This is a genomic window from Paenibacillus sp. P4_E11 (assembly GCF_056401635.1).
On record NZ_JBFUIX010000042.1, the window covers coordinates 15,193 to 29,965 of the forward strand.

Annotated in this window: 5 protein-coding genes; all 5 read left to right on the forward strand. The window is 52.0% G+C overall.

Annotated elements, in window-relative coordinates:
* The first annotated feature begins 172 nt into the window (after window positions 1-172).
* The 5 genes from AC1DWB_RS16955 to AC1DWB_RS16975 all read left to right on the forward strand — a co-directional run bounded on the left by AC1DWB_RS16955 (window position 173) and on the right by AC1DWB_RS16975 (window position 14,589).
* Complete coding sequence (locus AC1DWB_RS16955) at window positions 173-922, forward strand: SDR family NAD(P)-dependent oxidoreductase (RefSeq protein WP_477542260.1); 750 nt, start codon at window positions 173-175, stop codon at window positions 920-922.
* Window positions 923-971: 49 nt separating this feature from the next.
* Window positions 972-3,020 (forward strand): helix-turn-helix domain-containing protein, encoded by a 2,049-nt coding sequence (locus AC1DWB_RS16960; RefSeq protein ID WP_477542261.1) that lies wholly within the window; start codon window positions 972-974, stop codon window positions 3,018-3,020.
* Window positions 3,021-3,144: 124 nt separating this feature from the next.
* The gene (locus tag AC1DWB_RS16965; RefSeq protein ID WP_477542262.1) at window positions 3,145-11,721 is read left to right on the forward strand and encodes an S-layer homology domain-containing protein; all 8,577 of its coding nucleotides are present in this window, start codon (window positions 3,145-3,147) and stop codon (window positions 11,719-11,721) included.
* Between the two features lie 96 nt (window positions 11,722-11,817).
* Window positions 11,818-12,060: a hypothetical protein gene (locus AC1DWB_RS16970; protein WP_477542263.1), complete on the forward strand. Its 243-nt coding sequence runs from the start codon at window positions 11,818-11,820 to the stop codon at window positions 12,058-12,060.
* A gap of 291 nt (window positions 12,061-12,351) precedes the next feature.
* Entirely contained in the window at window positions 12,352-14,589 is a 2,238-nt protein-coding gene (locus AC1DWB_RS16975; protein WP_477542264.1) for a helix-turn-helix domain-containing protein, read from the forward strand.
* Window positions 14,590-14,773: the final 184 nt, after the last annotated feature.

A 14,773-nucleotide genomic window follows, 5' to 3' on the forward strand; every position in this document is an offset into this window, starting at 1 on the left:
TATACTCCGAATTGGGTTAGCTTGTTCATCGGGTGGCTTTTCATTATTTCCCCCACCTATCCTCCACTTATCTACTACCTATCTACTACCATAGGATACTATCGACCCCCATGCATGCATGGTAAATTAAAGAAGTTCTCGGAGCTCATCAAATAAGAGGAGGAATATAGTAATGAATTTACATGGAAAAGTAGCTTTCGTCTCGGGAGGGGCCCGAGGAATCGGTGCTGCCACAGCACTGATGTTGGCCCAGCAGGGCGCTAGGGTTGCAGTGAATTATGTTCAGCAGGAGGATTCTGCTCAGGCGATCGTAGATCGGATTCGCAATGTCGGTGGGAAAGCCGAACTGGCAAGGGCGGACGTGCGTGATCCTGAACAGGTGAAGAATGCTGTGGCTCATATTCAGACAACGCTTGGAGACATCGACATCTTGGTGAGCAATGCGCATATGCCCTTCGTGATGAAACCTTTGATGGAGATGCAATGGGAGGAATTTGCCCAGAAGCTGAATGACGAGATGAAGGCAGCATTTACTTTGACACATGCGATTGTGCCTTCAATGATAGCTCGGAAATATGGAAGAATTATTTATATATCCAGCAATGCGGCGGATGTCGCGATGCCTTATATGGCGGCACATGGTCCAGCCAAAGCAGCACTCCATGCGTTTGCGAAATATGTAGCGTTGGAGATCGCCCCCTATGGGGTGACGGCGAACGTGGTTTCACCTGGACTCGTCCAGACGGATGCGTCACGGTATACACCTGATGCGATCCAGCAACAGGTTGCAGCCATGACGCCGCTGCAACGGGTGGCTATGCCGGATGACGTGTCGGGCGCGATTGCTTTTCTAGCTAGTGAGGAGAGCCGGTTCTTAACGGGTACTTGTACGAATGTGAACGGTGGATTAATGATGGTGTAAGTCAGACCGCAGAAGCGGTATTCAGTAGGAGAGGGGTGTGGTTCGGAGCATGTTGAAGGAAACAGGCAAAGCTGGGAATGATGGGGAACGATTCGTTCATGAAATCGATCAGATTGAACAGCAATATCTGGTAGGCAGGCAAAAGGAAGTCGAATTCTTCCGTGAACAACTGTCGGAGAAGAGACATAGAGGACGTATTCTCAATATCTATGGTACTGGTGGCGTAGGCAAAAGCTACCTCCTCGACGAATTCCGCCGAATTGCCGATCAGGAGCAAACGCGGTTCCTACTACTTGACAGTAGGGATTTTCCACATAACCCTCAGGAATTCTGTCTCCATCTACTTCGACTGCTCCGCTACAACTTGTCTGAGGATGAACATACGGATAACCTAAGTCGCTTGATTGAGCTATGCCAGGAAGCGATTCAACATGAATCCGATCCGGGGGGAGTCGTCCTTGCCATGGATACGTTCGAGGAACTGGGAGAGCTTGAATACTGGTTCCGCGAAGAGTTCCTGACGCAGCTTCATTCCAAGGTGCTTGTCGTCATATCCGGACGCTATCCGATTCAAGGCGAATGGCTGTCCTCACCTGCTTGGCGCCAATTGATCAGCCATTTGCCGATCGGAGATCTGGATTATTTCTCAGTGAAAGAGTATCTGAGCCGATCTGGCTTCAAGGCCGAAGACGATATCCACCGGATATGGAGTAAGACCAAGGGGCATCCGCTGACCCTTTCGCTACTCGTTTCCACGACGTTGTTCCCAGCTATGAAGCCAATGGCGATTGTGGATGATAATAGCGTGTTCGCCCAGGTGGTGCATACTTGGCTGAAGGAACTGCCAGATCCGCAGCTTCGGGAGCTGGTAGAGGCGGCAGCGGTGCTGCGACATTTCAACCAGGAACTGCTCTCGTGTGCCATGGGAAGGCCGGTAACGACGGAGCAATTCCTAAGGCTCGTAGGGCTTTCCTTCGTCCGCCGGGTGGATCGGGGCTGGTTGCTTCACGACCTTATGCGTGATGCGATCTGCCATGAGCTACAGGTGCGTGCGCCTGAGCAATACGAGTCGATTCGGAAGCGCTGCATCCTCTTCTATTATGATCTGATTAAAGAATCGGTGCAGAAGAAATCGGTGGCTTGGGAGACTGTGGAGTGGTTTTATTATATAGGTGATCCGGCGATCCTGGCCTTCTTCTATCAGAATTCGAGCACCCATCGCTGGGAGCCACTCAACCGCTCCAATTGGTCCGAGGTGGAACGTTATATCGAGAACAGACGCTCATCGGCCAAGGAAACAAAGATTACCTATACCCATCCCGAAACCTTGGAGCGCTACGATTACGTGATTTCCGTAGAAGAAAATCTATTTACTTTGAAGCATATCCATCTTCAGGAGCTGTATGAGCTGGATCAGAGTATTGTCAAGTTGATTCGGGATGGGCAAGGGGAACTGTCGGGTCTGTCGGTGATTATACCGATCAACTCACATACATTGGACTATCTGCGCACGCAGCCGCTGTCGTCTGCTTATTTTGTCGGCTTGCCGGAGCACAGACTGAAAGAATTGAAGGTTCCGAAGGAGTCGAGGGCGGGGTATTTCGTCAAGACGATCGATATTCCCGATTTCGCCAACCAATCGATGAGTACCGCTGCCGGCTTAACATTCATCACGCATATCATCTCGGCCGGATTTATCGTTGCGGCGCCACCGGCCAATCCGTTCTTCCGAGAGATTCATCAAGGCCTGGGTTGCCAGGTAGCCAAGCATGCAGTGCATTACGATTATGACGGCGTAACGCCGACGCCATTCTATGAACTTGATACAAGAGGAAATAAGCTGCAGAGTTATCTGAATAAGATGCTCGATAACTTCGGCATACTTGACGAACGCAGAGATACACAAGAGGAGCTTACCGCCCTGACATTGCGTGAGAAGGAAGTCGTGGAGTTGATCTTTCAAGGTCACACCAATTTGGAGATCGCTGGCAAGCTGTGCCTCAGCGAGGTGACGGTGAAGAAGCATTTGACGAATATTTTCAGGAAGCTGGACATTAACAACAGAAGTCAATTGATTCAGAAGTATAAAGTGCACTAAACGATAGTCCGGGGCAGAACGGGTCGGGGGAGTGCTTATTGAAGCGGGGACGATACTGTTTTCCATCAATGCGGTGTGTCATGTGCGATAGGCATTGAAAAAGGAGAAGGAAAAGGAGAAAATCATGAGCAAACGAAATCGTTTATTGCGTAAAATACTCAGCCTGACGCTGGCGCTCGCTATTTGGCTGGTCGGCTTTCTGCCGCAGGCCGGAACAGGTGTCGCAGCATCCGGGCTCGCTGCCGACGGAGCGGCTTCGAAAGCAATGCTTCGCAGCCTGCTGACCGAATTGGCGCCGGAAGGAAACGGCGATCCGGTCGTCAGGAAGGAGCTTGGCTCGATTAGCGCCGTTGCACCGGGCGTAGTCAATGCCGTTTACGGGGCGGCGAAGCCAGCCGCGCCGGCACTCGACCCTCTTCCCGCGCTTTCGAACGCGAAGAGTATTGCCGTAACCGGCAGCGCAGCGGAAGGGAGCACGGTCGTAATCAGCTACCGCCTCAATAATGGGGATACGACCGAAGCAGGAAGGGTCGTCGCTGATGCTTCCTCACGGTTTTCGTTCGAGCTGCAGTTGGCTAACGAAGACATCTACCGGATTACGGCTGTCGCCGAACGGAACGGAGAGCAGAGCCCACCCTCGGAGCCGGTAATCGTCGAGGTCGACCGCACGCCGCCTGGTGAAGTCGAGAATCTGGGCTGGTGGCTGAAGTCCAATACGACGCTGGTGCTGTATTGGACGCCTCCGATGGTACCGCACGGCCAAGGCGGCGTGATCGACGATCCGTCTGTTGCCAGCTACCGGATTTACGATAATAAGGGCAAACTGCTCAAGGAAACCACGGAGAAGCAAGTGATCTTCGATAATCTGGAGCCTTCGAGCCGATATGAATACCGGATTCGGACAGTCGATCTGGCTGGCAATGAATCCGGCTACCAAACGATCTATGCAGGCACTTCCCCCGCAAACGAGGTCCATCTGGAAAATGAGAGATTCTCCATGATGCCAGTCTTAAGCGGCGCCGGCAATGCCTTCCTGTATGTGGACTTCGAACAGCAGCTTTACAGAATCAACATGACGACGGGAGCAACCCGACTGCTCGACCTGACCGCAGACGGAATAATGCCGAATGGCGAAATTACGGAACTGGCCGTTAACCGCTCCGGCTCGGTCATCGCCTTCTCGTCGAACGCATCCAATTTGCGGGCAGCGAAGCCGCCCGACAGCTCCGAATACGCCGTTTACGTGTATTACACCGATTCCGATACGCTGGAGCTAGTTTCCGATCCGACAAAGAGGGCCGGCAAACCGTCATTGAATGCGAGCGGCGACCTTGTCGTATTTGCTGAAGACGCTCAAATTTATTTATACGATCTGACGGGCAAGTCGAAGAAGTTGGTGAGCAAGACGGACGACAATTTGCCAAGTAACGGAATAAGTGAATCACCAGTCATAAGTGGTGACGGCAAACGGATCGCCTACGAGACGAACTCGACGAATTTGAAAGGAGCGCCCGCTACAAAGATTCCTGGCATTAACGCCGTTGCCGTATACGATGTCCCGTCCGACCGACACATCTGGTTTCGCGACTACACGGGCGCGAGTCGGAATTTGAGCTTAAGCGCTGACGGCAAATTTGTCGTCTTCCGCTCCAAACCCGGAAGCGGCTGGGCCAAAGTTCAGTTTATCGATATGAGAGACGACGACAGCGCGAATTGGATCGATGGCCTATTTCCGGATAACCGCCCGCAAGATCAAAGGAAAGACAAGGCTTACAAGTCGACTTCGCTGAGTGGCGACGGGAGGTATGTCATAGCAACGCTGACTGACAATAATCCGGAAGGCAACATATATCTCAGCAGTTATAACGAACGGTTTGACCGAAATACGGGCAATGTCGACTTTGTCGGCAACCCTGGCTTCAGCTCCAGCGGAGCCCAAATCGATGAAGCTGGAAATCGGGTCATATACGTCCGGGAAGGCGGACTGTACACGTATTGCTATGGGGAATGCCAGCAAGGCCAGTACGATGAAGCGATCGACTCGGTGGAGTGGTCTGTTCACAGTAGCGCCGAAACATTCAGCAGCCTCATCCCCGGCAACGATATGATGATCCAGGCGAAAGGCAAGCCGGGCCATACAGTAGTCGCGGAGATTGCTTACCGCAAGATGGTCGAAGGCGACCCAGCCCGTATACAGACGGCAACGAAAACAATCGCGTTGCCGGAAACAGCTTCCGCTTCCGGTATGTACCGCGCTTTCTTTCCGATCACAGAAGGTCTGACACAGGTCGACGCAATCACGGCCAAGCTTGCCGACGGTACAAAAAATACCAAAACCGCCGCCAGGTTGCCTGTTGACGTAGCTGGCAAACTTTCGATCGATGTTCAGACTGAATATCGAGATCTGCTCGGATTCTCGCAGTTCCTGCTGCAAAGCTCTAATGCCAGCACGACGACGAAACCGCTTGCCGAAGGGAAAGCACATTATGAATTTTTCTGGCCGGCCACTTCCGATCTCACTATTGTAATGAACGATACGAAAGGCGGATTGGAAGTTGCCCGGCAAAGCGGCCTGACTGTGAACAAGGGCGGCACAACTTCGATTGTACTGACTCCGGTGATCACCGCATCCTTGTCTGCCCAAGTGCTGTATGGCAATACGCCCGTCTCGGCTCAGGTGACATTCAAGGACAAGAATGGGACGCCACTCGGTCATATTGCGACGGATGCACAGGGCATTGCGCTGCTAGAGGGTCGGTCAGCGGGCGAGATCGTTACGGTAAGCGTCAAGGCTCAACGCGAATACGCTGCGCTTGAGCAAACCGTTACGCTCGGAATAGGGCGTCTCGAGCTGAAGATTCAGCTCGTCAAAATTGCCGATACGATACGGGACTACAATATCGATTATTCCCGCCAAGTCGGCCGAAATAGCGACAAAGTGCCGGTTATAGGCAGCGATGTCGTCATAACCATCAATGCGATGTCCGGTCTTCCTATCCGGGCCAAGCTGGTCAAGGACGTTTGGCAGGGCGGGGATTCTCCGGAAAGCGTCGAGGAATGGACCGTATTGACGGAAGCTACTGAACGCGCCGGAACTTACACAGGGGTGTTCCGGATTGCCGAAGGGACGGCCAAGCTGAAGGTATTCACGCTTGAGGTCGACGGGACCGAATTGCCCCGGGTTTATGAACTCAACAAAAATGTCGCCAATCGGCTGCAAGTGACGCTTGACATGCCAGCTACCTCCGTCTGGTCCAGCCTGTTGAACGATGCCCAATTGGATGTTATATCTTACGACGGATTTGTGCCGATCCACTATGAAAGTCAAACGTTACATCAGGATGCTTTGTCCTATTTGTTCGACGTTCCGTATGCAAAGACGGATTATACGATTTTTTTACGTCCCGGGTATGGAAAATGGGAGCAGCTGCTGTCGGTTCAGCAAACCGCTGCATCTTCGGAGTTCGGGCAAACACAATTGGTGACGGTTGTCCCCCGATTTCAGCTCGCGTTTGCGCTGAACGTGAAGAACAGCGCAGGGCAAGACACTTTCTTCAGGGCTGCGCTGCGCGACTCCGCCAACCAGAAGATGTTATGGGAAAGCAATGGGTACAGGTCACTGACCGCATCGCTGCCCTTGACGCGTAGAAACGCAGCCCCTGAAACGCTGCAGTTGACGCTCAGCCCCGAGAATCCCGGGGAAAGTATCCAAACGTTGGATATTCAGGCGGATTCGCTAAACAAACGCTATGATATTACGTTCAACAAAAAGCCCGAGGCGGTATTGCAAGGCGTCGTCGTGGGCGTGAACGGAGTCCCTGCTGACGGAAGCAGGGTTTCCGCCACGGTTGATCAGGACGGCTTTAGCAAAACGTACAGCGCGGTATCAGACAGAAATGGTCGCTATAGTTTGCGGGTGCCTGCGGGCGAAGTCAAGCTGCGGGCGACAGACTCGTCTGGATCGGGGAGCTTATCTCCGATCAGCACAATCATTGCAACGGACGAGCAAAACGTTGATTTCAGCTTGAAAGAGCCCGCCAAGGTGAACTTCAGTCTGTATACCAAGTTGGGTGGAGGCGATTGGGAAGGACCTATTCCCTGGTTTGGGGTTACCGCTGTTCATCTCCGTGTTAGTATGACGCCTTCGATCTGGAAATATGAGGATTCGGCTTACCGGACATGGGCGACAACCGGCGATACGGTCAGGATTTGCGTGGACGGTGTGGAAGGGGGACTGCCGGCGAAGTGCCAGGAGGCTGTCATCGGAGAGGACAACGAAGCGACGATCGAGATGAGGCTGGCTAATGCAGGAGGAGAAGCTTCTTTCCATGCATTCCAGCCGGACGGCACACTGATCGAATACATTGACGCAGTCGTCAGCCAACTGAGCGACAATTCCACGAAGTCCATCGGACTGCGGTTCGATAAGGTAAAAGGGGCTTTTATCGTTCCGGTTCAGGGTATTGGGAATCAGCGGTTGCTGCTTAAAGGGTTTTACCGATATGCGCCCGTCACAGCCACAGTCGACTTCGTCGCCAAGCCCGGGGGAATGGCCGATTTGGGAGATATTCGCCTGCAGCCGATCGGATTGTTCGGCGGACCGGGCAACGGGCTGGAGACGTCCTCCGATTGGTCGACTCCAGGCGGACGTTTGACGGTGAGAGCCGTATACAAGAACACAACCCGTACGGGAGAAGTGCGGGACGCGCGTATGGTGATCGAGCTGCCGCAGGAAGCGGAATTTGTTCCGGGAACGCTTGTACTGAACGGTAAAGCCGCTACGCCGAATACGACCGGAATGTCGCTGGAGGTGCCGATTGGGACGATCGCCGCTGGCGAGCAGGGCAGTGTGCAGCTTCAACTTAAAATTCAAAATGAGCCGAATCATCCCCAGGTCGTGGTAGTCGGCAAAATGCAGTATACGGCTCCCGAAAGCCGCGACGAACTGCTTGGCAGCGCTGTGGCGGAACTTGTGCCAGTTACGCTGCGCGCTCCCCAATTGGTGACCAAACCGCTATTCCAGGTGAGCGGAGTTGTGCCGGCTGGCGCGGAAGTCATGGTATACGACGGTACGTTGATGCTCGGCCGTACGACCGCTTCGTCGGCAGGCACCTGGAACTTACAGGTGGAAATTCAGGGAACAGATGTGATCAAGCACAGGCTCCGAGCAGAAACAGTGGTCGCCGGCAACCGTATTTCAGGTAAAGAAGCGATCGTGAATTATGATCCGAATGATCCGGGCTTGGATGTGGTGACGATGAAACAGGGCCGTTCAGAGACACAGACCTTCCGTCCCGACGATGGCGTAGCGGTATTTCCGTATGTAGTAGTACCCGGTAATCCATTCACTTTCACCATGAAGTTCAGGGATCCATCGCGAATTACCAATGTACGCGTACAGTTCGGAAGCTCGTTCGCTATTGGCCAACTGACTGGTGATATCTTTACCGCGACGATGCCGATGCCGGAAAAGATCGGACCTATTCAGGTGACTTATGATACGAAACGTCTGTCATGGGAGCCTCAGAGGGACCTTCGGGAGCCGTCGTCTGAGGAGCAAATCAGGGAAGACCTGCACTCCTCTCTGAAGCAATATAAAACGGAATCTATTAACATGCCCGGAGAAGGCGGAAATCCGAACGATACGCTGGCGATCAGCGCTATGATGACCGATGAGATTCGATCCAATATCAAATATAAGGTAAGTAAAATATCGGATTACACGCCAACTGAGCAAGAGCTCCAAAAGGCGAAAGCGTCAGGTCTTCCGGTGTACGGGTTGAACGTAAGTCATTCCTTGAGAGGGAAAAACGGAACGATTACCTTTGAAGCCATGGTTCCGGAAGCAGTGCTGCAAAAAGGCGAAGGGCTGAAGACCGCCTTCGAGCTAATGAGCAAAGCGTTAAGCGCATCCGGTCCGAATGCGGCCGGTAAGGAGAATAAGGTCGCAGCTCTTGGGGCGGCTCCATTGGTCTCAGGCTCGATGATCAAGATCGGCTTGACCTTTGGTCTCGATTTGGTGAAGGGCAATGCTGACGAGCTTTGGAATCTATTCGACCGTTTCTGGCAAATGAAGGGCATATCCGAAGAGCCGGAGCTTTTTGACCGGGTTACCAAAGATTTGGAATGGGCACAAAGCTTGTGCGATCCTGACCTGATCAAATATTATTCCGATTGGGCAACGGAAATCGGTAATGACATTATGATCAATGAAACGATCAAGTGGGGACTGGCGGCGGTCGCTCTTGTCTCTGGCCCTGCAACCTTCGGAATAGGAACTGTGGCGCTATTCGGCTTCCAATATGTGGCCTCGGAAATTCTCAACGATGCGGTCACATATAAATTAGATGCGCTCGAAGAAGCTTTGAGTAAAGTCAAGTGCTTGCCGAAACTACCCAAGAAACCACAAGCAGATCCTAGATTCATTTGGGATCCTAGCGGTTACGTCTATGAAGGTATCCATGGTAATCGCCTGGAAGGCGTGACGGCGACTGTCATGGAGCAGGATCCGGTCACGAAGGCATGGAACGTATGGGATGCGCAGTGGTATAATCAGAAGAATCCACTCATCACCGATCGGCAGGGAAGATATGCATGGGATGTGCCGGAAGGCAAATGGAGGGTGAGATATGAAAAGGACGGCTATATAACAGGCTATAGTAATGAACTTGACGTACCGCCGCCACAGTTAGAAGTGAATGTGCCATTAGTTTCCTATCTGCCTCCAGCAGTAAGCAAAGTATTGGCTGAGCCGGGCGGAGCGAAGGTGAATGTGATTTTCACGAAACCGATCGCAGCCGAATCTTTGCATGAAGGAGCCGTCCAAGTTACCGATGCAGGAGGAGTGACTGTAACCGGCGCGGTATATGCCAAGTCCCCCGTTACCGAAAGCGGCAAGGTGTTATCCATGGCTGTCGAGTTCACACCGGACCGTCCACTGACGGTTGACGCAGTCTATAAGGTAACGGTCAGCGGACAAATCGTTAGCTACGCAGGCGTTGCTATAGGGACGGATTTCGAGCAAAATATGACCATTGTCGCAGGAGACGTAACTCCGCCCGGGGAAGTTTCGGGACTGAGCGTGGGGCTTTTCGACGGGATTGCGACACTTTCATGGGCAGATCCCGCAGATATGGATTTATCGAAAGCAAGAGTTCGATATAAGAAAGCAGCGGACGCCAGCTTCAGCGCACCTCTTGAAGTGAGCAAGGGGACCCAATGGGCCAGCATCGCTCTACTGGAGGAAAGCTCCTCTTACGAATTCCATGTTACTTCCGTTGACGAAAGCGGCAATGAATCTGCCGGCGTTAGATCGAGCTGGACGGCAGCCGCCACGGAGCCCGATCTGACGGCACCATCATCCGTTCGCGAGCTGAACGCGGTCGCTGCAAGCTGGAGCCAGCTGAACGTGACATGGAAGGACCCTGCAGCGCCGGGTCTGGCGAAGCTGAGACTTAGCTGGGTACCGGAGAGCGGCAATGCTGCCGTTCAGTCGGTTGATTTGACAAAGGGCTTGCAAGCTTACTCAATAGCGGGGTTAAGTGCTTCGACCACATATAACATTTCGATTATCGCCATCGACACGAACGGCAATGAATCCGATGCCGCCAGTGTCACAGCTCGAACATCAGCAGCCGGTCCAGGTAGTAATGGTGGCGGCGGCGGTGGCTGGCCGGGTCCGGGTCCGGGTCCGGGTCATACAGGGCCGCCAGCCGATGGAGAATGGGTCATAAGTAAGGACGGAGGCAAGTTTGAAGCGTTCGAAGGCAAGCTTCAGCTTCAAGCAGCAGCCGGTACGTTCGATGGCAAGACGAAGCTGACGGTTAAGGAGCTGCCATATAATGCCGGCCATTTGCCTGACGAATACTACTGGTTGTCGCAGTCATACCTAATGGATGCAGGTCAAACCAAGCCGAAACAACCGATGAAACTGACCATTCAATATGATCCAGCTCTCCATAAGGGTATGGATGCGCGCCGATTGGGCATCTATTTCAAAGAGGCGTCCTCGCCATCGGATTGGACCTACCTCGGGGGAATTCTGGATGAAGCGAATCGCAGCATCACCGCGAACATTCAGGCCTTTGGCGAATATGTCGTCTTGCTGTACGACCATCCTTTCGCGGACTTGACGACCCACTGGAGCCGCCAAGATGTGGATGTTCTCGTAAGCCGCCACATTGTGGATGGCGTCAGCGCCGACAGCTTTGAGCCGAATCGTCCGATTACGAGGGCAGAGTTGACGAAGTTACTGGTGGAATCGCTGCAACGCGGGTATGGGGAGGCGCTTTCCGCCCGGGCGAATACTACCCCCGCTTTCCTGGATGTGGCGAATGATGCGTGGTATGCGCCGTTTGTGGTGACTGCTGCCAAGCTGGGGCTCGTGGAAGGGGCGGATAACCGCTTCCGGCCGAACGATGCGGTTACGCGGGAAGAACTCGCTGTTCTACTGCGGCGCTTTGCCACGCTGCAAGGCTTTCCGCTCGAATCGTCCACTGAAGTGACGTCCACGCTCGACCGTTACGCGGATGCGCGGGATATTTCGGGATGGGCGAGGGAAGCGATGATTGCGTCCGTCCGTCAAGGATGGCTGCAAGGCATGACGGAGACCGAGTTGGAGCCTCGCGGCGAAGCGAATCGCGCCCAAGCCGCAACCCTTCTTCTTCGAGTTCTCACAAGCTGCGGAGCAATCGCGAAATAAGAATTCAGCCACGAACCGGAAGCAGTTCCCAAAAGGGCCGCTGGGGCAATTCGAGGCCACTGAAGAACTTGTAGTTTTTCGAAGCAGCTAAGGAACATGAATCAAAAAGACGACCTTAATTCCCTTTTTATGGGGGTTAAGGTCGTCTTTCAATTACCTACGCGGATCTCTACGGTGGATGGCGGGGATCCGAGTGTACCCCCGAAGTTCAGCTGTGAGAACTGTGGGGGTGAGATGTACCCGGACTACTACAAAGGTGTAAATGGATACGAATACCGGATAGAAAATGTACGACCTGCAAAACCGGACGCGGAGCGTGCGGAGAACGTAACGTCTTGATCGAAAGTAGCTCAAAAGAGGGGCAGGTAGAGGGGGTGGAGAAGCGAAGCGCCCGCCTTTGAAAGATTGTGCTACCCTTAACCATCTCCAATCCAAAGCACAAGATTTCAACAGCGGTCGTAACCCCTCTACCTGCCCTCCACACGCTAACTAAACTCAACGACCAAGGACCGTCCGGGAACCGGACGGTTTTTCTTACTTTCTTCTATATGTGCATCATTCACCTAATTGAGTATTGACTTGTTCATCTGAATCGTTGTACCTTGTACCAAGGTAAAGGGGGATGCGGGCATGAGAAAAAAGTGGGGAAATCGTCTTGTATTTGCTTATCTGCCCGTTTTCATTCTCGTTATTATCGTGTTGTTGTGGATATTCTTTGTCACCATGAGTGAGTTGTCCAAGCAGCAGGCGTTAAAGGCTAACGAGATCTATGCGGAGAATACGATGCAAGTTGTCGATTCCAAGCTACGGTCGATCGAACAATATATCGTGCAGACATTTCTCGATGAACAGTCTGTCATCGATTTTTACAGCGTGTCTCCATCGAGCCCCAACCGCTACCTCAACGACCGCGACGTGTACAAGAAATTGATCCTGCTACGCGACAGTTTCAGCGAGATCGATTCGGTCTATTTGTATCGCGACCGTGATCAGATCGTCTTAAGCGATATGTCGATGCTGACGCTCAATCAATTCACCAACAGCCCTTATATGAATGCTATAATAGCCGCTCCCCCTGTGAATCGCTGGAGCATCGGTCGTAAGTATATCGATAACGCCGGGATAACAACGCCAGTCGTGTCCCTGGTTAAGCGTATGCCATTGCCGCTTGGCACGGATGGGATACTGGTTGTCAATATTAAAGTACATACACTCTCTACCCTCGTCAGCAATGTGGCCCGTTCTAAATTCAGTTATCTCCACCTGCTTGATGCCAGCGGAGAAACCATCATTGGTGAACACACAGTAGACGGAGGAGCTAGCGTAGATCGGAAAGATTTTACCGTAATGAAATCGGACTACACAGGTTGGACGATCCGTAGCGGATTTGTAGACGGCGTCGTTTTTCGTTTTCTGGTGAACCTCAATGCATTCTGGATGGGGATCGGCATCATCACGGTTCTGGCGGGTGCATTATGGATCGTATACGCGAGTCGGCAGAATTACAAGCCGATTCAGTCGCTTCTGGAGCGGCTCTCATCCGTTCCGTTACAGAGACCCCATATCCTTGGACAAGTCAAGCACGATGAATTCAAAATTATTGATAACCTGCTTGATCATCTGCTTGAACAATTCGGGAAGTATCGGCTAGAGAACGACGAGAATTTCAGCTACCGTCGGCGATATTTGTTCGAAGAATTACTAACTGGCACGCAGCTTCGGAAGGAAGGGGAATGGGAGAGGGAGTTATCGCAGTTCGGATTTCAAGAAGCGTACGATCATTATAGGGTCGCTATTATCGAAATCGATAAGTATGCGTCTTTCACCTCCACTTACAACAATAAGGATCAATATTTGATTAAATTCATCATTGATAACGTCGTTCAGGAACTGACTCAGAACGTGGGCATCCCGATCTGTCCAGAATGGATCGAAAAACATCGGTTATGCGTCGTCTGTCAACTGCCGAATGAGACTGCAGCCGGTGATCCGTTGCGAGAGATCATGCGTAAAACGGTGAATTGGATCGACAAAAATGCGGCGATTACGATCACTTGTGGACTTGGAACGAAAGTGTCGGGCATTAATAGGGTATCAAGTTCCTATGAAGAAGCTTTAGAAGCACTCGGCTATAAGACAACGCTCGGAGCCAGCAGCGTCATTGAATTCGAGGCTATCAATAACAAGTCGACCGAAGAAATATTCCGATCCCTTCCCTATATTCGTGAACTGGTCCATTCTTATCGGCTCGGCGAAGCCGACTGGGAACGCCATTATAAAGCCCTGTTTGGAGAAGTTCGCATACAGCTATTATCGCGGGAACAAGTTGCCAATCTGATGAATTATTTGTTATTTCACTTTTACAAGGAAATGTCGGGGTTGTCCGCAGAATATCTGGAATGTTGGCGAGAATATGCAATGAATCCCATTAATGAATGGATAGTGGCCTTCGACACGATAGATGAATTGGAGGAAGAGTTGCATGGTATTCTGAAGGATGCCTATCAGAGGCTGGATTTACTTCGGGTGCAGCGAAGCCAGCACGATCTGATTGACCAAGTGAAAGCGTATATAGAGAGCGAATATAACAATGCCGACTTCTCGCTCGTCATGCTAAGTGAGAAGTTCAAGCTGACACCGAATTATTTGAGCCGCTTGTTCAAAGAAGAATTCGGTGAGAAATTTATTGATTACTTGGCTGGTTTGCGAATCGAACAAGCCAAATATTTGCTGGTCACCACATCCGAGCCCATCCAGGAAATCGCAGTGAGGGTCGGGTACACGCATACCTTTTCATTTATCCGAGTATTCAAGAAACTAGTGGGCCGAACACCTGGTGATTACCGCAAGGAGTTCCAGCAAGCTTAACCATCTAAGGACGAAGACGACCGATTCAGGGAAAGATCAACTAAGTCCCTGTGAAACCGGTCTTTTTTTTGTTCTCGATTCAGAAAGTGTGGAAACAGAGTCTTGTGTAAAAACTGTGCATGGCATGTCGACAGGTGTCGCAAGATGTCGACAAAGATGTTCGGATGCCTGCGAATCAAGGGTT